This is a genomic window from Pantoea sp. PNA 03-3 (genome assembly GCF_003201175.1).
Lineage (GTDB): Bacteria > Pseudomonadota > Gammaproteobacteria > Enterobacterales > Enterobacteriaceae > Pantoea > Pantoea stewartii.
In genome coordinates, this window is record NZ_QICO01000001.1 from 993,166 (window position 1) to 1,017,231 (window position 24,066).

22 protein-coding genes, 2 tRNA genes and 1 pseudogene are annotated in these 24,066 nt (G+C 53.5%); 12 read left to right on the forward strand and 13 right to left on the reverse strand.

The window, feature by feature from the left end; translation table 11 throughout:
• Window positions 1-199: 199 nt before the first annotated feature.
• Window positions 200-287: transfer RNA gene (locus C7433_RS04645), tRNA-Ser, on the reverse strand.
• A gap of 71 nt (window positions 288-358) precedes the next feature.
• Window positions 359-446, reverse strand: a tRNA-Ser gene (locus C7433_RS04650).
• A gap of 222 nt (window positions 447-668) precedes the next feature.
• Between C7433_RS04650 and yccA the strand changes: the two genes are divergently transcribed.
• Window positions 669-1,325 carry an FtsH protease modulator YccA gene (gene yccA, locus C7433_RS04655; protein WP_006118679.1) on the forward strand — a complete coding sequence of 219 codons (657 nt, stop codon included), beginning with the start codon at window positions 669-671 and terminating at the stop codon, window positions 1,323-1,325.
• Window positions 1,326-1,427: 102 nt separating this feature from the next.
• A complete protein-coding gene (gene tusE / locus C7433_RS04660) occupies window positions 1,428-1,754 on the forward strand; it encodes a sulfurtransferase TusE (protein WP_006118678.1) in 327 nt (108 codons plus the stop codon).
• Here the strand turns inward: tusE and yccX are convergent, their stop codons facing one another.
• Window positions 1,755-2,033 carry an acylphosphatase gene (gene yccX, locus C7433_RS04665; protein ID WP_110267704.1) on the reverse strand — a complete coding sequence of 93 codons (279 nt, stop codon included), beginning with the start codon at window positions 2,031-2,033 and terminating at the stop codon, window positions 1,755-1,757.
• An 81-nt stretch (window positions 2,034-2,114) separates the two neighbouring features.
• Between yccX and rlmI the strand changes: the two genes are divergently transcribed.
• Complete coding sequence (gene rlmI / locus C7433_RS04670; protein ID WP_033737601.1) at window positions 2,115-3,305, forward strand: 23S rRNA (cytosine(1962)-C(5))-methyltransferase RlmI; 1,191 nt, start codon at window positions 2,115-2,117, stop codon at window positions 3,303-3,305.
• A gap of 59 nt (window positions 3,306-3,364) precedes the next feature.
• Window positions 3,365-3,682: a heat shock protein HspQ gene (hspQ, locus tag C7433_RS04675; protein WP_006118675.1), complete on the forward strand. Its 318-nt coding sequence runs from the start codon at window positions 3,365-3,367 to the stop codon at window positions 3,680-3,682.
• A gap of 33 nt (window positions 3,683-3,715) precedes the next feature.
• Here hspQ and C7433_RS04680 read toward each other — a convergent pair whose 3' ends face one another.
• On the reverse strand, window positions 3,716-4,129 hold the full coding sequence (locus tag C7433_RS04680) for a CoA-binding protein (protein WP_033737602.1): 414 nt from the start codon (window positions 4,127-4,129) through the stop codon (window positions 3,716-3,718).
• Between the two features lie 167 nt (window positions 4,130-4,296).
• Between C7433_RS04680 and C7433_RS04685 the strand changes: the two genes are divergently transcribed.
• Both C7433_RS04685 and mgsA read left to right on the forward strand, forming a co-directional pair.
• Window positions 4,297-4,935, forward strand: a complete 639-nt coding sequence (locus C7433_RS04685) for a DUF2057 family protein (protein ID WP_110267705.1) — start codon at window positions 4,297-4,299, stop codon at window positions 4,933-4,935.
• 68 nt (window positions 4,936-5,003) lie between these two features.
• Entirely contained in the window at window positions 5,004-5,462 is a 459-nt protein-coding gene (gene mgsA, locus C7433_RS04690; protein WP_110267706.1) for a methylglyoxal synthase, read from the forward strand.
• A 1-nt stretch (window position 5,463) separates the two neighbouring features.
• Here the strand turns inward: mgsA and helD are convergent, their stop codons facing one another.
• Window positions 5,464-7,518: a DNA helicase IV gene (gene helD, locus C7433_RS04695; RefSeq protein ID WP_110267707.1), complete on the reverse strand. Its 2,055-nt coding sequence runs from the start codon at window positions 7,516-7,518 to the stop codon at window positions 5,464-5,466.
• 123 nt (window positions 7,519-7,641) lie between these two features.
• On the opposite strand from helD, the gene C7433_RS04700 reads away from it, so the two are divergent.
• Both C7433_RS04700 and yccS read left to right on the forward strand, forming a co-directional pair.
• Window positions 7,642-8,085 carry a YccF domain-containing protein gene (locus C7433_RS04700; RefSeq protein ID WP_033737606.1) on the forward strand — a complete coding sequence of 148 codons (444 nt, stop codon included), beginning with the start codon at window positions 7,642-7,644 and terminating at the stop codon, window positions 8,083-8,085.
• Window positions 8,066-10,213, forward strand: a complete 2,148-nt coding sequence (gene yccS / locus C7433_RS04705) for a YccS family putative transporter (RefSeq protein ID WP_110267708.1) — start codon at window positions 8,066-8,068, stop codon at window positions 10,211-10,213. Before C7433_RS04700 ends, yccS begins: the two co-directional genes overlap by 20 nt.
• On the opposite strand, the pseudogene C7433_RS04710 reads toward yccS, so the two are convergent.
• Window positions 10,210-10,836 (reverse strand): annotated as a pseudogene (locus C7433_RS04710) (TfoX/Sxy family DNA transformation protein). The gene yccS and the pseudogene C7433_RS04710 overlap by 4 nt on opposite strands.
• A 210-nt stretch (window positions 10,837-11,046) precedes the next feature.
• Here C7433_RS04710 and sulA point away from each other — a divergent pair.
• Both sulA and ompA read left to right on the forward strand, forming a co-directional pair.
• Window positions 11,047-11,538 (forward strand): SOS-induced cell division inhibitor SulA, encoded by a 492-nt coding sequence (gene sulA / locus C7433_RS04715; protein WP_039341244.1) that lies wholly within the window; start codon window positions 11,047-11,049, stop codon window positions 11,536-11,538.
• Window positions 11,539-11,889: 351 nt separating this feature from the next.
• The gene (gene ompA / locus C7433_RS04720; RefSeq protein ID WP_033737609.1) at window positions 11,890-12,960 is read left to right on the forward strand and encodes a porin OmpA; all 1,071 of its coding nucleotides are present in this window, start codon (window positions 11,890-11,892) and stop codon (window positions 12,958-12,960) included.
• An 82-nt stretch (window positions 12,961-13,042) separates the two neighbouring features.
• Here the strand turns inward: ompA and matP are convergent, their stop codons facing one another.
• Window positions 13,043-13,510 (reverse strand): macrodomain Ter protein MatP, encoded by a 468-nt coding sequence (matP, locus tag C7433_RS04725; protein ID WP_146212551.1) that lies wholly within the window; start codon window positions 13,508-13,510, stop codon window positions 13,043-13,045.
• A gap of 95 nt (window positions 13,511-13,605) precedes the next feature.
• On the opposite strand from matP, the gene C7433_RS04730 reads away from it, so the two are divergent.
• Window positions 13,606-15,432: a Lon protease family protein gene (locus tag C7433_RS04730; protein ID WP_110267709.1), complete on the forward strand. Its 1,827-nt coding sequence runs from the start codon at window positions 13,606-13,608 to the stop codon at window positions 15,430-15,432.
• A gap of 68 nt (window positions 15,433-15,500) precedes the next feature.
• Window positions 15,501-16,019, forward strand: coding sequence for a bifunctional 3-hydroxydecanoyl-ACP dehydratase/trans-2-decenoyl-ACP isomerase (fabA, locus tag C7433_RS04735; protein ID WP_006118663.1), 519 nt, complete (start codon window positions 15,501-15,503; stop codon window positions 16,017-16,019).
• Window positions 16,020-16,088: 69 nt separating this feature from the next.
• On the opposite strand, the gene rmf is transcribed toward fabA, so the two are convergent.
• The 6 genes from rmf to rlmKL all read right to left on the reverse strand — a co-directional run bounded on the left by rmf (window position 16,089) and on the right by rlmKL (window position 24,056).
• On the reverse strand, window positions 16,089-16,256 hold the full coding sequence (rmf, locus tag C7433_RS04740) for a ribosome modulation factor (RefSeq protein WP_006118662.1): 168 nt from the start codon (window positions 16,254-16,256) through the stop codon (window positions 16,089-16,091).
• 258 nt (window positions 16,257-16,514) lie between these two features.
• Window positions 16,515-17,099, reverse strand: a complete 585-nt coding sequence (gene pqiC, locus C7433_RS04745) for a membrane integrity-associated transporter subunit PqiC (protein WP_033737612.1) — start codon at window positions 17,097-17,099, stop codon at window positions 16,515-16,517.
• Window positions 17,096-18,739 (reverse strand): intermembrane transport protein PqiB, encoded by a 1,644-nt coding sequence (gene pqiB / locus C7433_RS04750; protein ID WP_033737613.1) that lies wholly within the window; start codon window positions 18,737-18,739, stop codon window positions 17,096-17,098. Before pqiB ends, pqiC begins: the two co-directional genes overlap by 4 nt.
• Window positions 18,726-19,994: a membrane integrity-associated transporter subunit PqiA gene (pqiA, locus tag C7433_RS04755; protein ID WP_110267710.1), complete on the reverse strand. Its 1,269-nt coding sequence runs from the start codon at window positions 19,992-19,994 to the stop codon at window positions 18,726-18,728. Before pqiA ends, pqiB begins: the two co-directional genes overlap by 14 nt.
• Before the next feature lie 16 nt (window positions 19,995-20,010).
• Window positions 20,011-21,936, reverse strand: coding sequence for an ABC transporter ATP-binding protein (locus tag C7433_RS04760; RefSeq protein WP_033737615.1), 1,926 nt, complete (start codon window positions 21,934-21,936; stop codon window positions 20,011-20,013).
• Between the two features lie 5 nt (window positions 21,937-21,941).
• Window positions 21,942-24,056 (reverse strand): bifunctional 23S rRNA (guanine(2069)-N(7))-methyltransferase RlmK/23S rRNA (guanine(2445)-N(2))-methyltransferase RlmL, encoded by a 2,115-nt coding sequence (gene rlmKL, locus C7433_RS04765; RefSeq protein ID WP_110267711.1) that lies wholly within the window; start codon window positions 24,054-24,056, stop codon window positions 21,942-21,944.
• Window positions 24,057-24,066: the final 10 nt, after the last annotated feature.

Here is a 24,066-nt window from a genome sequence, read left to right on the forward strand (position 1 = left end):
GAGCGACGTGACGGATAGTGTAACTCAGCTTGCCCCTGAAAAGCGCCAGGTGACAGTAAAAACAATTACTGGACTATAGCAGAGATACCGGACGCGGGTAAAAACAGTCCAGTTTACTGAAAAGGCAGGGATAATAATGAAGAAATGTGTCAGGCACGTAAAACGAAACAGGCCAGCACGCTGTGCTGGCCTGTGAATGTGGCGGAGGAAGAGAGATTCGAACTCTCGGATGGTTTCCCATCGGCGGTTTTCAAGACCGCTGCCTTAAGCCGCTCGGCCATCCCTCCGGGTTGTCATACTACTGCAAAGGCAAGATGCGATAACGCTGTCTTGCCACTTCACTCTTAAAGAGGTGAAGTGGCGGAGGAGGAGAGATTCGAACTCTCGGATGGTTTCCCATCGGCGGTTTTCAAGACCGCTGCCTTAAGCCGCTCGGCCACCCCTCCGCAATGACGCGCACTATAAACATCCCCTATGGAGATGTAAAGCCTGTGATAATCCGTTCGCCTGAAAAACAGTCAAAAAAGCGTTATTCGTTGTCAAAATCGCCAGTGTGCTCAAAGAATTAGCGTTTTTTTCGCGTAAAGAAGGGTAAAACCTCTTTTCCCGCTTTATCGCGCTGCGTATTCTCAACGCATATTTGGTGTTCTGCCTTACAGGAGCGCAACATGGACAGAATAGTTTCATCATCATCGCGACAGTCATTACTGAGTACGCACAAGGTCCTGCGTAACACCTATTTTCTGCTGGGCCTGACCCTCGCCTTTTCCGCGCTGACCGCAACAGCGAGTACACTGCTGGCCCTGCCCGCCCCGGGTTTGATCCTGATGCTGGTGGGCTTCTATGGTCTGATGTTCCTGACCTACCGTCTGGCTGACAGCCCGACGGGAATTTTAGCTGCTTTCGCATTTACGGGCTTCCTGGGCTACTGTCTGGGTCCTATCCTGAGCACCTATCTGGCCGCAGGGATGGGTGACGTGATCGCCCTGGCGCTCGGCGGAACGGCACTGGTGTTTTTCTGCTGCTCTGCCTATGTGCTGACGACAGGACGGGATATGTCCTTCCTTGGCGGCATGATGATGGCGGGCTTTGTCGTGTTACTGGTCGCCGTTGTGGCGAACCTGTTCCTGCACTTGCCAGCGCTGCAACTGGCGATTAGCGCCCTGTTCATTCTGTTCTCGGCGGGGGCTATTTTGTGGGAAACCAGCAACATCATTCATGGCGGCGAAACCAACTATATTCGTGCAACGGTCAGCCTGTATGTTTCCCTCTATAACATCTTCGTGAGCCTGTTAAGCATTTTAGGTTTCTCACGCAGTAACTAACGCACTGCAGGTAAACTGAAAAACCCCGCTCAGGCGGGGTTTTTGCTTTTTCTGTGGGGCCAGTTTGGTAAACTGCAGCCCGAACGAATCTGAGGATGCACTATGAATTACAACGGTGACGAAATTGCTGTCGATGCCGAAGGTTATCTGAAAAACCATCAGGACTGGAGCGAAGGCCTGGCGCTGCAGATTGCGGCAGAAGAAGCCATCACCATGACAGATGCCCATTGGGAAGTCGTGCGCTTCGTACGCGACTTTTATCTGGAATTTAATACTTCCCCCGCCGTAAGAATGCTGGTGAAGGCGATGGCAAAAAAGTATGGCGAAGAAAAAGGAAACAGCCGTTACCTGTTTCGCCTTTTCCCCGAGGGCCCTGCTAAGCAGGCAACCAAAATTGCCGGTCTGCCAAAACCGGCAAAATGCCTGTAATCAACCCGTGGTGAAGCCGTGCGGCATGTCAGCGACATGATGCGGCTCCACCAGGACCTTTTCTACACGGGCTGTGCGCGGCCCGCCCGCTTTTAACCAGTCAAGTAATGCATTGACCTGTTCGGCATCGCCGCAGGCCAGGACTTCCACACGACCATCTTCAAGGTTCCGTGCGTAACCCTGCACGTTAAGTGTGTTTGCTTTCGCCTGGGTGCTGTAACGGAAACCCACGCCCTGCACCGTGCCCTGTACCCAGGCTTTGTAACAGACCTTCGCCATGGCCTTCTCCTGCCTTTCGTTGCAATTTGCCGTTATCCACTGGACAATAGCGCCTCATTTTTTCAGGTAAGCATAGCAAATATGACCGTTCGATTGATTCTCGCGAAGGGACGTGAAAAGTCCCTGCTCCGTCGCCATCCCTGGGTTTTCTCTGGGGCCGTTGCTCGTCTGGAAGGCAAAGCGCAACAAGGTGAAACCATTGATGTCTGTGACAGTAATGGCAAATGGCTGGCTCGCGCCGCCTATTCACCGCAGTCACAGATTCGCGCCCGCGTCTGGAGCTGGCAGCAGGACGAATCCATCGATATCGCCTTTTTCGTGCGGCGTTTTCAGCACGCGCTGGTCTGGCGTGAATGGCTGGCTGAGCGCGATGGGCTGGACAGCTATCGCCTGATTGCTGGCGAGTCGGATGGTCTGCCTGGCGTGACTATTGACCGTTTCGGACGCTTTCTGGTGCTGCAGTTATTATCCGCCGGCGCAGAATACCAACGCCCGGCTATCATTTCAGCGCTGCAGCAGTGCTTTCCAGATTGTGCTATCTACGATCGATCTGATGTCGCTGTCCGTAAAAAAGAAGGGCTGGAACTGGCGCAGGGCACCGTTACCGGTGAGTATCCTCCCGCACTCTTGCCGATCACCGAACACGATATGAAACTGCTGGTGGATATTCAGGGTGGGCATAAAACAGGCTATTACCTTGACCAGCGCGACAGCCGTTATGCCACACGGCGCTATGCCAAAGATGCTCGCGTGCTTAACTGTTTCTCCTACACCGGTGGCTTTGCCGTATCAGCGCTAATCGGCGGTTGTCAGGAAGTTATCAGCGTAGATACGTCTCAGGACGCGCTGGATGTTGCACGACAAAACGTTGAGCTGAATAAGCTGGATCTCGCGCGTGCTAAATTTCAGCGCGATGATGTCTTTAAACTGCTGCGCCGCTACCGTGATGAGGGTGAAAAATTTGATCTCATCATTATGGATCCGCCTAAGTTCGTGGAGAATAAAAGCCAGCTCATGGGAGCCTGCCGTGGCTATAAAGACATTAACATGCTGGCCATTCAGTTACTGAATCCCGGCGGAATATTGATGACCTTCTCCTGTTCGGGCTTAATGGCTACCGACCTTTTCCAGAAAATCATCGCAGATGCCGCACTGGATGCCGGCCGTGACGTGCAGTTTGTTGAACAGTTTCGCCAGGCGGCCGATCATCCCGTGATTGCAACCTATCCTGAAGGACTTTACCTGAAAGGCTTCGCCTGCCGCGTCATGTGACTTGAAATGACTGTCCCTGCCCCCATATAACAGGCAGGACAGTTTTTTCGGAGGTCATCATGATTGCCAGTAAATTTGGTATTGGTCAGCAGGTTCGTCATCGCCTCTCCGGCGTGCTGGGTGTCATTGTCGATGTCGATCCTGAATACGCGTTAGATGAGCCGCACCTGGATGAAATTGGTGCCGCCGATACCATGCGCAGTGCGCCCTGGTATCATGTGGTGATGGAAGATGAACAAGGCAGTCAGGTTCATACCTATGTGGCTGAAATTCAGCTGGCCGGTGAAACCAGCCCGGAACATCCTGAGCAGCCCTCAATGGATGAACTGGCCGCCTCGGTACGTAAACAGCTTCAGGCTCCTCATCTGCGCCATTAACAGCGGGCGGCAACGGTGTTGCCGCGCCTGATATTAGTGTCCCAGCCCCAGTCTCGGGATCTCGATTTTGGGGCAACGATCCATAATCACCGTCATTCCCGCATCCTGGGCCAGCACGGCGGCCTGCTCATTGATTACCCCAATTTGTAACCAGAGCGAATCGGCTCCGGCAGCGATGGCTTCCTGAGCCACTTCCCATGCCGCCTCTGAATTGCGGAACACATCCACCATATCGATTTTTCCCGGCACCTCTGCCAGCGATCCATAGGCTGTCTGCCCTAACAGGGTTTTGCCTGCCAGCTTCGGACTCACCGGAATAACCTCATAGCCTTGATCAAGCAGATACTTCATTACGCCATAACTGGGGCGTTCCGGACGATCACTCGCCCCCACCAACGCGATGCGTTTTGTCCGGGTCAGTACGTCACGAATAGTCTGATCATTCATGTCCATCTCCTTTCACTTTAATCTTTAGTGTAGATGAGGCGTTACAGAGTTCGCACCTGGCGTAAAGACATATTGTGCCGCTTCGCTCGAATATATATGTATAATTGTAAACTTAATGCCATAATGTAAAAAATTGCTACATCCACCCACTTTTGACCGGAGTCGAAATGAAGCTGTCAATGGCTGTAACGGGGTTTATTGCCCTCCTCGTTTCGGCGTCCTGTTCTGCAATTACGTTAAAACTTGATCCGCAGATTACGCTAATGGTACTGGACGGGCGTAAGATTTCAGGCTCTCTCTTGAAAGGGGCCGACAGCCTGGAGCTTGAACGGGGTCAACATCAATTTTTATTTCGGGTAGAACAACCGGCAGATCCGCGTAAGACGGCGCTACCGGGCTACCAGTCCGTGCCCATGATCGTGGCATTCACTGCGGCGGCAAAAACCATCACGATTCGCCTGCCACCGCTGAGCAGTGCGCGCGAGCGACATAACTTCGACCGAACGCTGGCCTTCAGGCTGGTGGACGAGAAGGGCAAAGAAATATTCAGCGTGCGCGATCGTCTGCCCACCAGCCCGGGCGTGGACATCGAAAAAGCCATGGTTAAGTATAATCGCATGGGCCTGGCGGCCTCTGTCCCGCAATTCGCGAATCTTACCGCGCCCTCTCCTTCCGCCCAACTGACGGCGGACCTCGCCTGGTCCGTTCAGAGCACAACGCCTTCAATTCAGCGCTGGTTTGAACGTTTTGATGAAGCAACCCGCCAGCAATTTATCAATCTGGTCAAAATGCTGCGGGCAAGTTGATAGACAGAAAGCGTACAAGGTAAACTGCGGCAACGGGCTGTTGGGCTCACTGGCATCAGGATGCTGTTATGGACTACACCGTACGAACGCTTGGTCAACAAAAACATATCGCGCTGGTCGCCCATGACCATTGCAAAGCTTCTCTGCTGGACTGGGTTACACGTAACCAATCCGCACTTGAACCCCATATTCTTTACGCAACCGGGACGACCGGTAATCTCATCAACCGTCACACCGGTCTGAACGTGGACGCGATGCTCAGTGGCCCAATGGGCGGCGATCAACAGGTCGGTGCGCTCATTGCCGAAGGCAAAATAGATGCGCTGATGTTTTTCTGGGATCCGCTTAATGCCGTGCCCCACGATCCTGACGTTAAGGCCCTGCTTCGTCTGGCGACAGTGTGGAATATTCCGGTCGCCACCAATCGGGCAACGGCCGATTTTATTATTCAGTCACCGCTTTTTTCGCAGACAGTGGACGTACGAATCCCGGATTACGCGCGCTACCTTGCCGAACGCCTGAACTGATTCAGGCTTTACGTAATACGGGTACATCCAGTGCCCGGAACGCATCGACAAAGACTGAGGGTTGCTGTTTATCGAACAGCAACCAGACCTGTTGCCGCGCGCGCGTCAGGGCAACATACGCCAGCCGGCGCTCCTCTGCATCGGGGAAGTCTTCGGGCTGCGGCAGCAGCCCCTGCTCCATAATGGACTCACGCTGCGGCGCGGGAAACCCTTCTTTGCCTTGCTGCAGACCCAGCACAATGACGTAATCGGCCTGCTGACCTTTACTGGCATGAATGGTCATAAAATCGATACGCATTTTTGGCCAGCGGGTTTTTGCCTTATCCAGCAGTTCAGGACGCAAATAGTGATAGCGGGCCAACAGCAGTACGCGCTCATCCGCTTTAACATAACCGCTTAGCTTGTTAAGAAGTGCCTCAAGCTGATCGTGCGGGAGCAAAGCAATCGACTTTTTATTCCCTTTCGTCAGACTGTTTAAGGGCTTACGCAGCTGATGCGGATTTTGCTGGATAAACCGATTCGCCACTTCACCAATACGATCATTGAAACGATAGGTCGTATCCAGCACACAACGATCGCCCTCACCAAAATAGTGATGGAATGCCGTTGTCAGACTCATCTCTGCGCCGCTGAACCGGTAAATTGCCTGCCAGTCATCGCCCACCGCAAACAATGTCGTGCGTGTGTTTTGCTGACGCAGCGCGCTGAGTAAAGCCGCGCGTTGTGGCGAGATATCCTGAAATTCGTCAACCAGAATATGCTTCCAGGGGCTGACAAAGCGGCCCTTTTCAAGGATCGCGATGGCCTGATGAATCAGCCCGGAGAAGTCGACTGCGCCCTCGTCCTTAAGCGCACTTTTCCAGGCCTTCAGAAGGGGTGCCATCAATTTAATCCGCTTACTGAATACGTCGCGCAGCGCGTCAGGTACATCCTCAATCATGGCGGCCTGCGCGCCGCCATGCATCCGCATCAGGCCAAGCCAGCGTTCAAGACGAGACGCCAGGCGCTGTGCTAAACGATCATCCTGCCAGAAAGGGCCTTCGCTGACCTCCCACTCCAGTTCATCACGCAACCATTGCCGCCAGCCATTCGCCTGGGCTTTCTTTTCATTACACTGCTGGCGCCAGTGGTCGATCAGCCATGTCCGACGCGCGTCGGCATCGCTTTCGAGTTTACTGATGACCGGCTGTTTATGACTTCCTTCCCGAATGATATGCAGGGCCAGCGCATGAAACGTACGCGCCTGGATATCCCCGGCCCCTAAGCGGCGTTGAATACGGTCATTCATCTCTTCCGCCGCATGACGACCAAATGCCAGCAACAAAATCTGATCGGCAGCGGCCAGTCTGCGCTGTAACAGCCACCCCGCGCGGGCCACTAATACTGACGTTTTGCCGCTGCCAGCGCCCGCCAGCACCAGCACAGCGTCTTCGCCGTTAACCACCGCTTCTGCCTGTGACTCGTTCAGCGGGGTGGATTCCACCGTGGCGAAAAAATCCCGGTAGCGGGTCAACATGGCCGCCGTCCAGTCACGATTGCGCTGCGTCATCGCCGTCTCGCCTTGCTGCAGCCAGTATTGGCAAAATGCCCAGTTTTCACGGCAGGAATCAAACTGCTCAATGCGGGAAAGCGGCAAAGGTAACGCGTCAAACTGTTTGCGGATCTTATCTTTGATCGCCTGAAGTTCGCTGCGCTTCAGCCAACGCTCCTGTTCGCTGAATCCCTGAATGTCGTCGCGCAGCGCCTGTAAAACCGCCGCGCATACTTCACTCATTTCCTGACTCCAGCTTTGCCACGACTGCATGAGGTAGTGGAAAAAACGCTGCGTCTCCTGCCATTCCGTACCGTGCAAACGCACAACCTTGTTGTCCGCCAGTAAGAATTCCAGTTCACCCCACACCATTCCCCGTTTACAGGTGATGTCGGACAACTGATTGAAGGGGATCAAATATTCGTGTTTGTCGCCGCTGACCTCAACGCCCGCGGATAACAGGCGAACACGATGATAAGGATGCTGGGCAAGCCGTTTGCCCATGGATGTTGCTTTAAGTTCCACGCCGACACCAACGACCGAGATAGAGAGTAATCGGAGTTTACCTGTCAGACTCTTGACGCTCCAGCCTTAAAACACGCTAAACTTGGCGGCACAGATTGCGGAGTGCAAAAGGAAAAGCCTGTTATGCGTACTGTTTTAAATATTCTTAATTTTGTCCTGGGTGGATTTTTCACCACGCTGAGTTGGTTATTCGCCACGCTCATCAGTATCGTCCTGATCTTTACCCTGCCCTTAACGCGCTCCTGCTGGGAGATCACTAAGCTGTCATTTCTGCCGTTTGGCAATGAAGCGGTCCATGTTGACGTTCTGCGCCCGGAGAATAAAAGCTCTATCATGAACACCGGCGGCACGTTTCTGAACATTTTCTGGTTTATCTTTTTCGGTTGGTGGTTATGCCTGTCGCACATTTCTGTCGGCATCGTGCAATGCATCAGCATTATTGGTATTCCGGTGGGCCTCGCCAATTTCAAGATTGCCGCCATTGCACTCTGGCCGGTAGGACGTCGGGTCGTCTCTGTGGAAGAGGCGCGTGCCGCGCGTGATGCCAATGCCCGCCGCCGCTATTAGTATGCTGTCCGGGTGGCGAAAGTATCTTTTTAACAGCACCTGGCGTTATCTGCTGCGCATTCTGTTTGCCTTATCAGGATGTGCGGCTGTGCCCTGGATACTGCAGCAAATTGAGTGGACGATTCCGTTAACCCTCGGCGTGGTTGCCGCCGCGCTGGCCGATCTGGATGACAGGCTGGCCGGGCGGCTTAAAAACCTGCTGATTACCTTACTTTGTTTTTGCATCGCTTCGGTTTCAGTAGAGCTGCTGTTCCCGCATCCGTTGGTATTTATTATCGGCCTGGCAGGTTCAACATGGGGATTCATTCTGTTAGGCGCGCTGGGACAGCGCTATGCCACCATTGCATTTGGCGCCTTACTGATTGCCGTTTACACCATGCTGGGCATTGGGTTGTTCTCACAATGGTATATGCAGCCCATGCTGCTGTTGGTTGGGGCACTGTGGTATAACCTGCTGACGCTGCTGGGCCATTTAATGTTTCCGGTTCGTCCGGTGCAGGAACAACTGGCAGCCAGTTTTTCACAGCTGGCCCACTATCTGGATGCCAAAGCCAATCTGTTTGATCCTGACGCGGGTGAACAGGATGATGCTGCATTTGTTAAAGCCGCGATGGTAAACAGCCAGCTTGTTGCACAGCTCAATCTGACCAAGACCACCTTGCAAAGCCGTTTACGAGGTGACAGAGGCTCACGCGGTACCCGACGCAGCCTGCACTATTACTTCGTGGCTCAGGATATCCATGAACGCGCCAGCTCTTCGCATCTGCAGTACCATCTTCTGCGTGGCGACTGGCGTTACAACGAGATCCTGTTTCGCTTTCAGCGTTTACTGAATATGCAGGCACAGGCCTGTCGCCAGCTTGCCCGGGCGATTCTGCTGCGCGAACGCTGGGAACATGATGGCCGCTTTGAGCGTGTTTTTGAACGTCTGGAAAATGCGATTCACCGGCTGGCGCAGAGCGAGCCGGATGCCGCCCATACCGGTGCACTGCTTTGGCTGCTTCGCAACCTGCAGGCCATCGATGCACAACTGGCCTCAATCGAAACCGAGCAGGCGCAGGCAGTTGATCCGCAGCACAGCGACAACCTGCTGTCACGCGAAGAACTGAGTGGCTGGAGTGATATTAAACTGCGCCTCAGCCTTCACCTTAGTCCGGCCTCTGCCCTGTTTCGCCACGCCGTACGCATGTCGGTTGTGATGTGTGTGGGATACGGATTTATTCAGATTACCGGGCTGGAGCGCGGCTACTGGATCCTGCTGACCAGTCTGTTTGTTTGCCAGCCTAACTATAGCGCAACCCAACGCCGACTGGCGCTACGCATTGGCGGCACGCTCGCGGGCATTGCGCTTGGACTGCCCCTGCTCTGGCTGGTCCCTTCCATTGAAGGCCAACTGGTCTTGATTGTGGTCACGGGCGTCATGTTCTTTGCGTTTCGTCAGGTGCAGTATGCTCATGCAACCTTGTTCATTACTCTGCTGGTGTTGTTCTGTTTTAATTTGTTAGGCGAAGGCTTTGAGGTGGCCCTGCCCCGGGTAGTGGACACGTTACTGGGCTGTGCGCTGGCCTGGCTGGCCGTCACCTTTATCTGGCCAGACTGGCGTTTTCGCCAGCTTCCGGCGGTGGCGACGCGCACACTCAATGCCAATTGCCGTTATCTGGATGCCATTATGGAACAATACCATCAGGGCAAAGATAATCGCCTCGCTTACCGTATTGCCCGCCGCGATGCACACAATGCTGACGCGGAACTGGCCTCCGTCGTGTCGAACATGAGCAGTGAAACCCGTACCAACCCTAAGCTGCGGGAATCGGCCTTTCAGCTACTTTGCCTGAACCACTCGTTGCTCAGCTATATCTCCGCGCTGGGGGCGCACCGCGATAAAGTCACTGATCCAGCGCTGCTGGCGCTTCTCGACGACACGGTGTGCTATGTCGAAGATGTGCTGCAAACCGACATCGTCAGTGACAGCCGGGCTGAGGAAATGCGTCGGGAACTGGAACAACGCCTTACCCGGTTTACCGCCGGGTCTGATTCGCCTACGCCACTGGTACTGCAGCAACTTGGGTTACTGGTTGCCTTGCTGCCGGAAATCGCTCGCCTGCGGCGTGCTTTAGGTTCTCACTAAGGCCCTTTCTTCGCCTCTTCCACTGTTTTGAGCGCAGCCTGGTACCATTCACCCAGCTCCGCTTTAACCGTTGGCGGGAGAGCGGCTTCATGATGACCCTAAATAGCACCCTGAAGCGCCAGCAAGGTTTTGAAACCGAGGTGCTGGTTATAACGTTTTAGTTTTAACCAGCACGCCCTGGCTCCGACCTCGTGCAGGTGTTTAACGCTGCAAATGCCTATCTCATGCAACATCATTTCCAGCCGTAAGCTGACATTAGGCAGATCTTTTAAACGCACCCGGCCTTGTCGGTCATCCTGTTCCCGACGGGCGGTCTGTAGTGAGGCCGCTGAGAGCGCAACCAGATGCTCCGGGTCACACCATAAATTTTCATCGACCCTGAAATAATTCAGGCTGACCGGCATACCGCGTTTGCGAAAAATAAGCGGCTCCAAGGGGCGTTTAGCCACATATTCCCGCAGGGCTTCGCTGGCGCGCAGATAAAGCTGATCGTCTTTTATCAAGGCAAACACGACGCGCTCAACAGCTAAGGCGTAACCGCCAAACTGAGTACGGGATTCGACATTACCTAAAGATGCCAGTTGTTGTTTTGATCGCAAAACGACCCGCTGTTCTTTCTTCATATCATCACCTCCTTGTAACAAAAACCTGTTAAAAACGTTACTATTCAGTCGGTTAGAAGATAAGAAAATTCAGTTGCAGGTTCAATGAATAAATCACTTTGGCGTCAACATTATGCGAATTTTGCGAGGCATTTTCAGAAATTCAGGTTGATCTTTATCCAGGATGTCATTACTGTATATCCATACAGTCAACTGCTGAGTGATTAATTTATGCGCACCCAACATCCCCGTAATGTATGCCCGACTCACCGTTACGCTTCGCCTTCTGACCCCGCTTCTCAGAGCGGCTGGATTACTGAATTGCGCTATAGCGAAAAACCGGGAATGATGCAGATGCTGCTGTTACCGTTGCTTCAGCAACTGAGCCAGCAATCCCGCTGGCAGCTTTGGTTAACACCGGCGCATAAGTTGAGTCGGGTCTGGATGCAGGAAGCAGGCTTGCCCCTGGAGAAAAGTATGCATATCGCCGACGCTGAACGTTACAACGCCGTCGAGGCCATGATTAAGGCCCTGCGTACGGGAAATTACAGTGTCGTTTTAGCCTGGATTCCCTACGATCTGGATGAAGATGAGCGTCGGGAACTAGAGCTCGCTGCGGCTGAAGGTGAAGCGTTAGGACTCATCCTGCGCTCGGGTGAGTCCTCTAAAACGCCAGTCAGACCAGAAAGTCGGCTAAAAATTCAGTCTGATTTGTTTCATTAAGTAAAAAATGAGATTTATCTCAAGAAATTTTTTCTCTCGCGTTGGGCTAAGACACTGATTCTGCTCCTGCCAGTAATGACAATGGCTTAGCCCCCATTTTGCGGGTTACCCCCATCACAGAAGTTCACCCTAAATTGTTAGAATTTATGTATAAAACACTGTTTTTTTACATAAGTGCCTCACATCACACTTGTAAGTTTCCAATCTCGTTGTAGACTTTATCTCGCCAGGGTGCTCAATAACCTCCGTTTTTTGCGGTAGAGTCATAAGCGAGCGTTTTGACCCGGCGAAGGATTAAACCAAGAGCAACCTTTATGCTCATTGCCTATTTGGATGATAACGAGGCGCAAAATGAAAAAGACAGCTATCGCAATTGCAGTGGCACTGGCTGGCTTCGCTACCGTAGCGCAGGCCGCCCCTAAAGATAACACCTGGTACACCGGTGCTAAACTGGGCTGGTCTCAGTATCACGACACTGGCTACTACGGTCACGGTTACCAAAATAACGACGGCCCAACTCACGAAAGCCAACTGGGTGCTGGCGCATTCGCCGGTTACCAGGCTAACCCATACCTGGGTTTCGAGCTGGGTTATGACTGGTTAGGCCGTATGCCTAACAAAGGCAACCAGGTTAACGGCGCTTTCAAAGCACAGGGCATCCAACTGGCTGCTAAACTGAGCTACCCAATCGCTGACGATCTCGACGTTTATACCCGCCTGGGTGGTATGGTATGGCGTGCAGATTCTACCCAGCAAGTAGTTGGCGGCAACCGCATCAGCGACCACGACACCGGTGTTTCTCCACTGGCAGCGGTTGGTGTTGAGTATGCTCTGACCAAAAACTGGGCAACCCGTCTGGATTACCAGTGGGTGAACAACATCGGTGACGCACAGACCGTTGGTGCTCGTCCAGACAACGGCATGCTGAGCCTGGGTGTTTCTTACCGTTTCGGTCAGGATGATGTTGCTGCGCCAGCTCCGGCTCCAGCTCCAGCACCAGCGCCAGTTGTTCAGACTAAGCGCTTTACTCTGAAATCAGACGTTCTGTTCACCTTCAACAAGTCAACTCTGAAGCCAGAAGGTCAGCAGGCTCTGGATCAGCTGTACAGCCAGCTGAGCTCAATGGATCCTAAAGACGGTTCAGTCGTTGTTCTGGGCTTCACCGATCGCATCGGTTCAGAGCAGTACAACCAGAAACTGTCTGAGAAACGTGCTCAGTCTGTAGTAGATTACCTGGTATCTAAAGGTATCCCTGCTAACAAGATCTCTGCTCGCGGCATGGGTGAATCTAACCCAGTGACTGGCAACACCTGTGACAGCGTGAAAGGCCGTAAAGCCCTGATCGATTGCCTGGCGCCAGACCGTCGTGTAGAAATCGACGTTAAAGGTATCAAAGACGTGGTAACTCAGCCTCAGGCTTAAGTTATACGTGATAAAAAACCCCGCGCATGCGGGGTTTTTTTTGTCCTTTAATCCGGAGCAGGCCTGAATATTGCTCCGTAAACTACCCGTTGTCAGTATCCGACTTGCCCAGTATAGCCTGCAAATCCTGCTTCAGCGTCGACATCTGGCTGGCGTACTTTTCTTTGCGTTCGGCATCTTCAATTAGCTGCACAATCGTTTCAGACAGGGTGCAGTTGCGCCGTTGCGCCAGGCCGGCCAGCCGCTGCCAGACCAGATATTCCAGATCGATGGATTTTTTTCGTGTGTGCTGATGCTCGGCATTGAAATGCCGTTTTCGCCGCGCACGGATCGTTTGTTTAAGCCGGTTGTCCAGTTCGGGATGAATGTGTTGGCTAATCCAGTCGTTAACGTCGACGGGATTATTCTCCATCATTAACAGCTTATCGACTGCCGCCTGTGCCGCGCTGAGTTCAAGGTGACGCGTGATCAGTTCACCTTCCCGATGTTTTTTCACCAGGTATTTCCACTTCCATCCACATTCAAGATTTTCGAGCTGCTGGTATTTCATCGGAATCTCATCGTGATCACGTAACGAACTAAGAATAACAGCTTTTTTACTGGATGCAGCAACGAAAAACATGTCGTCAGTGTCACAACTTCTGATTGAACTCCGCAGTGCTTAAGCACAGTGAATCCTGTATAATCTCGCTTTTCTCAAAACAGACAAATGCGATTATTTTGACCAGCACTCAACTCACGTGGCAAACCTTACAGCCGGATAGCGCGCAATATCAATCCGTTTTCTCCCGAATTGCTGATGAAGAAACCGATGCTTTAGCAACGGTGCAGCCCCGATTGCTGAATGCGCTGGCCCACTTGCACCATCAGAGTCAGGGTTTTCCTTTGCTGCTGGTTCGCAGCCAGGAAAACCGCGATTATCTCTCGCTGATCGCCAGTGCGGCACGGCGCGTAATGGGCACCGCTTCGTCCCTGGCGGGCGGGGATTATCATATCCTGGCCGACAACGTCACGTTGCAGCCGCCCACTGACAGTCAGCGTCCTTTTACCAGCCAGGGTGGTGTGCATTTTGCCGACTGGATTGAGCAGGAGCAGCTGTTTGGCTGTGTCCGGGTACATAAAGATCGTATTCAGCTGGAACCTGGTCTGATCCATCGTGCCAATGGCGGAACGCTGGTGCTTTCACTCCGTGCGCTCCTCGCTCAGCCCCTGCTCTGGCTGCGGCTGAAAAGAAGCATTGAGCAAGGCTACCTCGAATGGCTGTCGCAGGATGAGCGCCGCCCTTTGCCTGTCTCTGTCCCGCCGCTTCCGCTGAAGTTAAATCTGGTGCTCTGTGGCGAACGCGATACGCTCGCTGATTTTCAGGAGCTGGATGCCGAAGCGCATGAGATGGCGATTTACACTGAATTTGAAGAAAACCTTCAAATTGTGGATGAAGATGATGTGCTGGCATGGTGCCGCTGGACAGTAGATTTGGCCGCACAGGCTGATATCGCTGCGCCAGATGAGGACTTTTGGCCTGAGCTCATCAAAGAAGGCGTTCGCTATAGTGGCGATCAGGAAACCTATCCCCTTTGTCCACGTTGGCTGCTGCGTCAGCTGCGTGAGACCGCGTTGATGGGTGAAACACTAAACGCTGAAGCCTTGCGTGACGCGCTGGAAGCACGTCTGTGGCGCGAAAATTATCTGAATGAACGCATGCGTGATGAGATTTTGCTGCGCCAGATTTTGGTCGAAACGGAAGGCGAAGTGGTGGGCCAGATCAACGGTCTTTCCGTCGTGGAATATCCCGGTCACCCGCGGGCCTGGGGCGATCCCTGCCGTATCACCTGCGTGGTTCATCCTGGCGACGGTGAATTTACCGACGTCGAACGCAAAGCGGAGCTGGGCGGCAATATTCATGCTAAAGGCATGATGATTATGCAGGCCTATCTTATTGCGGAGCTGGAGTTAGATCAGCAACTGCCTTTTTCTGCTTCGCTGGTGTTTGAACAATCCTATTCGGAAGTTGACGGCGACAGCGCGTCGCTGGCAGAACTGTGTGCTCTGATCAGTGCCCTTGCCGATACACCGCTAAATCAGCAAATTGCGGTCACGGGCTCGGTCGATCAGTTTGGTAACGTCCAGCCGGTCGGTGGCCTGAATGAGAAAATTGAAGGCTTCTTCGACATCTGCCATCAGCGTGAGCTCACGGGTCAGCAAGGTGTGATTATTCCTGCCTGCAATGTGCGCCACCTGAGTCTGAATCAGCAGGTTGTGAGTGCAGTCGAAGCCGGTCGTTTCCATATCTGGGCAATCGATACGGCTGATGAAGCGTTGCCCTTACTGACCGGAAAAGTCTGGAACACGGAAGACGGCGAAGGCGAATGCCTGCTGCGTACGATTCAGGAGCGCATCAGTCAGATGAATCAGCCTGAGCCCACCCCTCGGGCATGGCCGTTGAGATGGCTTAACTGGTTCAACCACCGTTAATCTCATTTGCTCAGTGTACAACTGTTCGCTAATATTCGTGATTCACTAAAAGAAGGCTTAATAAGAACATGGTAGATAAACGCGAATCCTATACCAAAGAAGACCTGATCCTGTCTGGTCGCGGTGAACTGTTCGGCGAAAATGGTCCGCCACTCCCTTCCGGCAATATGCTGATGATGGACCGCGTAGTCAAAATGACCGAGGACGGCGGGAAATATGATAAAGGCTTCGTGGAAGCTGAACTGGATATCAATCCAGATCTGTGGTTCTTTGGCTGCCATTTCATTGGTGATCCGGTGATGCCTGGCTGTCTGGGCCTGGATGCGATGTGGCAACTGGTTGGCTTCTATCTCGGCTGGCTGGGTGGCGAAGGAAAAGGCCGCGCGCTGGGCGTGGGTGAAGTTAAATTCACCGGTCAGGTTCTGCCAGACGCGAAAAAAGTCACCTACCGCATTCACTTTAAACGCGTGATTAACCGTAAACTGGTTATGGGCGTGGCAGATGGTGAAGTGTTTGTTGACGGGAATTTGATCTATACAGCCAGCGATCTGAAAGTTGGCCTGTTCAAAGATACTGCTGCATTCTGACGTTTCATTCCACAGAAACGAAAACCTCCGCACAGTGCGGAGGTTATATCCCTTTTCAGTGACATCCGGCTAAGCCGCAGCCGACCTGTCCTCCATGGCTTGTCGCCAACCTCCCAACCAGTGAGACTTAGCGTCTATCATTTGATACGGACACATCTCTTTAGAGCGTCCTGTAATGCCAGCTTGATAACCACGTGAATGGGCGCGCTCAAGGCGGTCTCGTTTCTGTCTCTTCATACTCCGTGTCCCTCATGTAAGGTCTGTGGAATCTGGTGGAAAGAAAAAGGTGGCGAATTAATGTTCAGCCACCCTTTTGTTTTACTCGCTCTGTATGAAAAGATCAATGCGCAATATTCACGCCAGTGTCACAAATATGACCTGCTCCAGACATATACTTTCTGTTTCACCCTATGAAACTGTGACGATATCCGTATGATTTATAAAGAAAGCCTGGAAAACGTCAGAAAAATTATATGTGCTGAAACAACACGTTAACTAAAGCCCTGTTGCGGTTGACTCTGCCGTGGTTGCACCGCGTGCAATCTGCTGTGCGATTTGCTGCCAGCCCTGTGCCAGCGTTTTAACCAGCGAATCATAGCCATCTTCCCGCTGCGGTAGCACCAGATTAAAAGCCTGCTTTGTGAAGCGCCCCTGATGTTCCAGTGTCCACTGACCGCTGATAACCGCCTTGCCATCATAACGGCCCTGGAAATCATTCACCGTTACGCTCAGCGTATCGTGCTCCTGACCGATAAGCGTCTGGGTAACCAGACGGCCGGGTAACGCTTTCGTCAGATTAGTGATCAACGTTTGTTGCAATTGCTGATCGAGCGGGCTGGCCCACAGATTATTAGCGGCAATGACATATTTTACGTCGCTGGTCTGATAGACCAGCCCATTGCCCGCCAGATAGTCGGGGACCGTAATTTGCTGCACCCATAATGTCGGCTGCGCATTCGCCTCGCTGCTTATCACCTGCATTGAGGCTGCCCCCGAGGGCAGCTGATAATAGGTGGTATTGACCGTACTGCTACAGGCACTCAGTGCGAGAGCGGCAAAAAGCATTAATCCTTTTTTCATTGTTTCGCCCTCTTTGGCTGGGGATCCTGTCCCGGTTTGGCCTCAAACACTAACGCATTACTTTTCGCATTTAACGTTTTTAACACGGGCTGAAGTTCACGCAGCACCTGATCAAGCCGTTGCATATCGCCCACCAGCTTGCTGTAAGCCGGGGAGCCTGGCTGTAACCCTTTCATGCTACGGTTCAGCTCACGAAGCGTCTGCTGCGTTTCTTCTGGCAAGGTCTTCATCGCCGGACTGCTGGTCACCACATTGATGTTATCAATAGTACGCTGCAGATCCCTGAGCGTCTTCTGACTCTCTTTCAGTGTGCCCGTGGCTTCCGTCACCATGTTGTTCAGCGGTAAACTGTTAATCTTATCCAGCGCCGCCATCAGTTTTTGCTGGATCTGACTGAGGCCGCCGCTTACTGTTGGAATCACTTCGTATCCCGCGACTTTATCCGGACCGGTATACGGCGGTGCGTTATTATAGAAGTCGATATCCACATACAGCGCACCGGACAGCAAATTGCCCGTTTTCAACGTTGCGCGCAGGCCACGTTTCTTGCCATCCTGCAAATGCTGCTCAAGATCGAAGTTTTGCCCTAAACGGTTAATAAAGCGATCGGGTTCAATACGAATTAACACCGGCACGCGATAATCATTATTTAACGCCTGAGCGGTGCCCGCATTCATGAACGGCACTTCCGCAACGGTACCCAGACGAATGCCGCGGAATTCAACCGGCGCGCCCACCTGCAAGCCACGAATCGAATCCGAGAAGAACATCAGATAGTCGATATGATTGGTGTACAGCGAATCCTGAATACTGCGTTGATCGTCGAACAAATGATATTCAGCCTGATTCTGCGCCGCTTTGCCTAAATCCCACCCGTCCGGGACGTCAAAACTCACTCCGCCGCTAAACAGCGTGGTCAGGGATCCCATTTCGACGCGCATCCCTGAAGCCGACATATCGACCGCGATGCCGCTGTCTTTCCAGAAGCGCACATTGGTCGTCACCAGGCGATCGTAAGGCGCGGCGATAAACAGCTGATAGGTCATCAGGCGTTTATCCGTGTCGAACGTGCTGGTTTCAACGGTGCCGACACGGAAACCGCGGAACAGAACCGGATCGCCCGGATTCAGTTGGCCTGCTTTATTACTGTCGAGCGTAATCCGGATACCTTTGGCATCCGGCGGGGCAAGCGGCGGTGAATCCATCAGGGTGTACTGCTCCAGAGGCGCTTTTTTGGTGCCGGGCTGCAGCTCAATATAGGCCCCGGAAAGTAACGTGCCCAGACCGGTGATCCCTTCACGGCCCACCTGCGGTTTAACTACCCAGAAGACGCTGTCGCTGTGCAACAGTTTTTCCATACCGGCATTCAGTCGGGCTTTAATTTCCACATGATGAAGATCGTCTGTCAGCACCGCACTTTCCACCACGCCAACGTTCACGCTGCGACTTTTAATCGTGGTTTTGCCCGCTTCGATCCCTTCTGCACTCTCGGTGATCAGGGTCACTTCGGGCCCCTGATGGCTGAAGTGATAAAACAGAATCCAGCCGCCTATTAATAACGTGACAATAGGGACGATCCATACCGGTGACCAGCGCTTGATCTGGTCCACTTTGGCATAACCGTGATTATTTTCCGTCAAGATGCGGCTCCTTCATGTTTTTCTCACCAGCACGATCCCAGGTTAAGCGCGGGTCAAACGTCATTGCCGCAATCATGGTCAGAATCACCACCAACGCAAACAACACCGCTCCCCATGCCGGATAAATTTTCATTAATTGCCCCATGCGCACCAGCGCAGAGAGCACGGCAATCACAAAGACGTCAATCATTGACCAGCGCCCCACAAACTCAACGACTTCATAAATCCGGTGCATTTTGTGGCTGTCGCGCTGCCCTCGCCCACTGGCATCCCAGCACAGCCAGCCAATCGCCAGCATTTTCAGAGACGGCACCATAATACTGGCGATGAAAATCACCAGCGCGACCGGATAAGAGCCATCGCCCCACAGCAAAATGACGCCAGCCATGATGTTGGACGGCATCGCGGAGCCCAGGGTTTCCGTAATCATGATGGGCAGCAGATTGGCCGGCACGTAGAGCATAACGGAGGTGATCAGCAGTGCCATGGTCCACTGCAGGCTGTGCTTACGTCGGGCATGGGCGACTACGCCACAACGGGGGCATTCCTGCTGCGCCACGGGCAAGATCGCCGTACAGCAAGGACAGGAGCGCAGCCCCTGCCTGAGTCCGCTAATGCCGGGCTGTGGCGCATGCGGCAAAGGCGGCGGTGGCTCAATTTGCAGCCAGAGCCAGCGACGGTCCAGGCACTGAAACGCCCGCAGTTGTAAAAGACAAAACAGACACCAGGGCCAGAAACTGGTTTCAAGGCTGATTTCGCCATAGGCCATGAGCTTCACAAAACTTACCAGCACACCGGCCATAAAAATTTCGGCCATGCCCCAGCTCCGCATATGAAACAGAATACGCGCCAGCCCCAGTTTCAGGCTAAGGGGCATCTTGACCTGGTTGACCAGCAGGACCAGCGTGACCATGCAAAACGCCGGAATCGCCTGAACAAACAGCAGAAACAGGGTGGCCAGGCTGGCATAGTCATCGGCCACCATGACACCAGGAATTTGCATCAGGCTAATCTGGCTGGAGAGCCCAGCCACTTTCATGGTGATAAACGGGAACAGATTGGCCAGGACTAACATAAACAGTGCCGCCAGCGCATAGCCGGTGGGACGTTTGCGTGGCTCTGACCAGTTGACTGTCAGGGACTTGTGGCAGCGCGGGCATGACGCGCGGCTGCCAACAGGGATATCCGGCAGTTTGACCATCAGGTCGCATTGTGGACAAAGCATCCACGCACTGGTTTTGTCTGCAGAACACATTCCCTGACCCTTATCGCTAGCCGCCGTTTTTCATTGATTCCAGTTCTTCCCAACGCGCAAACGCGGTTTCCAGCTGCGCTTCCACCTGAGCCAGTTCATCCAGCACCGGCTGCGTTTTATCGTGCGGCTGGCTGAAGAAATCCGGGTGGCTCATGCTTGCCTGCAGTTCGCCGATACGCGCCTCTAACTGTTCCAGTTTTTGCGGTAACTGCTCCAGCTCACGCGTCAGGTTATAGCTTAGTTTGTTCGCGCTGCGTTTGGCAGATTCATTTTTCGGTTCAGCAGACTGAGCGGCACGATTTGCCTCTTTCGCTTTCGCGGTCACCTGCGTTTTTTGCTGCTTATAGGCCGCACGCTGCTGTTGGGCATCGTGATAACCCCCGACGAAGGTGCCAATCTCACCATTGCCTTCAAAGATCCAGCACTCCGTCACGGTGTTATCCACAAACTGACGATCGTGGCTGACCAGCAGCACGGTGCCCTGATAGCCGTCGATAAGCTCTTCCAACAGTTCCAGTGTTTCCACATCAAGGTCGTTGGTCGGTTCATCGAGGATCATCAGGTTACTTGGGCGCAGAAACAAACGCGCCAGCAGCAGGCGGTTACGTTCTCCACCGGACAGCGCTCTGACAGGTGTCATCGCCCGCTTGGGATGGAACAGGAAGTCCTGCAGATAACCCAGCACATGGCGGGGCTTACCGTTCACCAGCACTTCCTGCTTCCCTTCGGCGAGGTTATCCATCACCGTTTTGTCGGGATCGAGTTCTGCACGATGCTGATCGAAATAGGCCACTTCAAGCTTGGTGCCTGAATGCACGCGGCCATGGTCGGCCTTAAGCTGTTGCAGCATCAGGCGCAGTAAGGTGGTTTTGCCACAGCCATTTGGGCCAATCAGGGCAATCTTGTCGCCGCGCTGAACCTGCGCCGAGAAATCGTTGACCAGTTGCTTGCCGTCTACCGCGTAATCGACATTCTCCAGCTCAAAGACAATTTTGCCGGAACGGGACGCTTCGCCGACCTGCATATTGGCTTTACCCATCACCTCACGGCGCTCTGAGCGCTCGCGACGCAGGGCTTTTAACGCGCGGACGCGGCCTTCATTACGGGTACGGCGCGCCTTAATCCCCTGACGTATCCACACTTCTTCCTGTGCCAGCTTGCGATCAAACTCGGCGTTTTGCATTTCTTCAACGCGCAAGGCTTCTTCTTTGCCTTCCAGATAGGCGTCGTAGTTACCCGGCCACGAAACCAGTTTGCCACGATCCAGATCCACGATACGGGTGGCCATATTGCGAATAAACGAACGGTCATGAGAGATAAACACGATGCTGCCGCTGAAACTTTTCAGGAAGGTTTCCAGCCAGTCAATCGTTTCAATATCCAGGTGGTTCGTTGGCTCATCCAGCATCAGTACGCGTGGATTACTGACCAGCGCGCGTCCGAGCGCGGCTTTACGTAACCAGCCGCCCGATAACGACGACAGCTCCGTATCCGGCGACAGGCCAATCTGCTGCAACACGTCATTGATGCGACTTTCCAGTTGCCACAGATTGTGGTGATCGAGAATGCCCTGCAAGCGTGCCATCTCATTGAGGTTCCTGTCGCTCGGATCCTCCATGACCTGATGGGAAATCGCGTGGTAGGCTTTCAGATGCTCCGCCTGTTCCTGCACGCCTTCTGCCACAAAGTCGTAAACCGAGCCGGTAATATTTCGCGGCGGATCCTGTTGCAGACGTGCGACGACCAGATCGGTCTCATAAATGATGCGGCCATCATCCAGCGGTTGCTCGCCGTTGATGATTTTCATCAATGTGGATTTACCCGCACCGTTACGACCAACCAGACACACGCGCTCATTCTCTTCGATGTGCAGCTCGGTGTTATCTAACAGCGGCGCATCGCTGAAGGAGAGATAAGCGCCGTGGATACTAATTAATGACATGTAGCTTATTCCTTACCGGCATGTGTAATCAGCCAGCAGTTGTGAATTTGGCGATTACGCGCAAAATCCTGTGACAGGGTTTTCTGTGTGATGTCCTGCGCCTGAAGGCCTAATGCCTTAAGGCCGTCCAGATCCATTTTGAAACCACGTTTGTTATTCGAGAACATGATGGTGCCGCCTTTGCGCAGCAGACGCTTCAGATTGCGCATCAGCATCATATGGTCGCGCTGCACATCGAAACTCTCTTCCATACGTTTAGAGTTTGAGAACGTAGGCGGATCGATAAAGATCAGATCGAAATTTTCATCAGTTTCATTCAGCCAGCTCAGGCAGTCCGCATGCAATAAGCGATGCTGACGGCCTGTCAGGCCATTCAGCCGCAGGTTCCGTTCCGCCCATTCCAGATAGGTGCGCGACATATCCACTGTGGTCGTAGAACGCGCGCCGCCCAGCCCCGCATGGACGCTGGCGGTGCCGGTGTAGGCAAACAGATTCAGGAAATCTTTGCCCTGGCTCATCTGGCCCAGCATTTTGCGCGCGATACGGTGATCGAGAAACAACCCGGTGTCCAGGTAATCGGTCAGATTCACCAGGAAGCGGGCATTGAATTCCTGCACCTCGAAATAATCGCCCTTCTCGCTCAGTTTCTGATACTGCGCTTTGCCCTTTTGGCGTTCGCGGGTTTTCAGGATGAGGCGGCTGGACGGCAGCTCCAGCACGCTGAGCGTCGCGCTGATAACATCGAACAGGCGCTGACGGGCTTTATTTGCGTCGATGGTTTTCGGTGGCGCATATTCCTGTACCACTACCCAGTCCGCATAGCGATCCACTGCCACGTTGTAGTCAGGCAGATCGGCATCATAAATGCGATAGCACTCAATCCCTTCCTGGCGCGCCCATTTATCGAGCTTCTTCAGGTTCTTACGCAAGCGGTTAGCGTAATCTTCGGCAATCTGGTTGGCGCGCTCACCACTGGCGGCAGATAACTGATAATTCTTCTGTACGCAGTCCAGTGGTCCGTTTTTCGCCTTGAACTGCCGATCGGCGCGCAGTTGCAGGCAACTGAGCAGCTCGGGTGAGGCGCTGAACAGCGATAAGTTCCAGCCCGCAAAATGCTGCTTCATCAGCCGCCCCAACTGACTGTGCAGGGCAATAAGCGCAGGCTCGCTTTCCAGACGCTCACCGTACGGTGGGTTACTCAGTACCGTGCCCGTTACGCCGTTCTCAAGCGGATTGTTCAGCTTCAGCAGGTCCTGTTGCCCAAAGGTGAACAACTCGAAAACGCCTGCGCGGCGGGCGTTGGCTTTCGCCCATTCCAGCACCCGGCCATTATTATCGAAACCATAAAAACGTGCCTGACAGACCGCCGTGCCCGCACGGGCCCGCGCCTGCGCATCGCGTTTAACGTCCAGCCACAGGCTTTCGTTAAAGCCGGCCCAGGCCGTAAAGCCCCACTGGCTCCGGAGTAAACCTGGCGCACGATCGCAGGCCATCAGTGCCGCTTCAATCAGCAGCGTACCGGAACCACACATCGGGTCGATGAGCGGCGTAGTCGTTTGCCAGCCTGAACGCATCACAATGGCTGCGGCCAGGTTCTCTTTCAACGGCGCCTGACCGGTTTGCTGGCGATAACCACGCTGGTGTAATGCGCTGCCGCTGAGGTCCAGTGCAATGCTGGCGCGATCGTCGTCGAGCCAGACGTTAATGCGGATATCCGCCTGTTCACGATCCACATCTGGTCGTGGCAGATTGCGGCGGGTAAAGCTGTCAACAATCGCGTCTTTGACACGCAACGCGCCAAACTGACTGTTACGGATCGCCTCGTTAGTCCCGTTAAAATGCACCACAAAAGTTTTATCGCTGCCAAAGGTAGCAGGCCAGTCAATGCCCTGCACACCAAGATAAAGATCGAGATCGCTGTACACGCCCACCTCCGTCAGCGGAAGCAGAATGCGCGACGCCAGACGGCTCCACATCAGGCTTTGATACATGACGCGATCGTCAGCTTTGAAGTGAACGCCTCCCTGTACCACTTGCAGGTCCTGCGCGCCCAGCGCGTCCAGCTCATTTTTTAACAGCTCTTCGAGCCCACGCGCCGTGCTGGCAAACAGAGAATTCATATCGTCACTT

Coding starts and splice junctions, on each gene's coding strand:
- yccA (WP_006118679.1), top strand. CDS start 669: ATGGACAGAATAGTTTCATCATCATCGCGACAGTCATTACTGAGTACG.
- C7433_RS04700 (WP_033737606.1), top strand. CDS start 7,642: ATGCGTACTGTTTTAAATATTCTTAATTTTGTCCTGGGTGGATTTTTC.
- fabA (WP_006118663.1), top strand. CDS start 15,501: ATGGTAGATAAACGCGAATCCTATACCAAAGAAGACCTGATCCTGTCT.
- hspQ (WP_006118675.1), top strand. CDS start 3,365: ATGATTGCCAGTAAATTTGGTATTGGTCAGCAGGTTCGTCATCGCCTC.
- yccS (WP_110267708.1), top strand. CDS start 8,066: ATGCCCGCCGCCGCTATTAGTATGCTGTCCGGGTGGCGAAAGTATCTT.
- sulA (WP_039341244.1), top strand. CDS start 11,047: ATGCGCACCCAACATCCCCGTAATGTATGCCCGACTCACCGTTACGCT.
- C7433_RS04760 (WP_033737615.1), bottom strand. CDS start 21,936: ATGTCATTAATTAGTATCCACGGCGCTTATCTCTCCTTCAGCGATGCG.
- C7433_RS04685 (WP_110267705.1), top strand. CDS start 4,297: ATGAAGCTGTCAATGGCTGTAACGGGGTTTATTGCCCTCCTCGTTTCG.
- rlmKL (WP_110267711.1), bottom strand. CDS start 24,056: ATGAATTCTCTGTTTGCCAGCACGGCGCGTGGGCTCGAAGAGCTGTTA.
- ompA (WP_033737609.1), top strand. CDS start 11,890: ATGAAAAAGACAGCTATCGCAATTGCAGTGGCACTGGCTGGCTTCGCT.
- yccX (WP_110267704.1), bottom strand. CDS start 2,033: ATGGCGAAGGTCTGTTACAAAGCCTGGGTACAGGGCACGGTGCAGGGC.
- pqiC (WP_033737612.1), bottom strand. CDS start 17,099: ATGAAAAAAGGATTAATGCTTTTTGCCGCTCTCGCACTGAGTGCCTGT.
- matP (WP_146212551.1), bottom strand. CDS start 13,510: ATGAAATACCAGCAGCTCGAAAATCTTGAATGTGGATGGAAGTGGAAA.
- C7433_RS04680 (WP_033737602.1), bottom strand. CDS start 4,129: ATGAATGATCAGACTATTCGTGACGTACTGACCCGGACAAAACGCATC.
- pqiA (WP_110267710.1), bottom strand. CDS start 19,994: ATGTGTTCTGCAGACAAAACCAGTGCGTGGATGCTTTGTCCACAATGC.
- rmf (WP_006118662.1), bottom strand. CDS start 16,256: ATGAAGAGACAGAAACGAGACCGCCTTGAGCGCGCCCATTCACGTGGT.
- tusE (WP_006118678.1), top strand. CDS start 1,428: ATGAATTACAACGGTGACGAAATTGCTGTCGATGCCGAAGGTTATCTG.
- rlmI (WP_033737601.1), top strand. CDS start 2,115: ATGACCGTTCGATTGATTCTCGCGAAGGGACGTGAAAAGTCCCTGCTC.
- mgsA (WP_110267706.1), top strand. CDS start 5,004: ATGGACTACACCGTACGAACGCTTGGTCAACAAAAACATATCGCGCTG.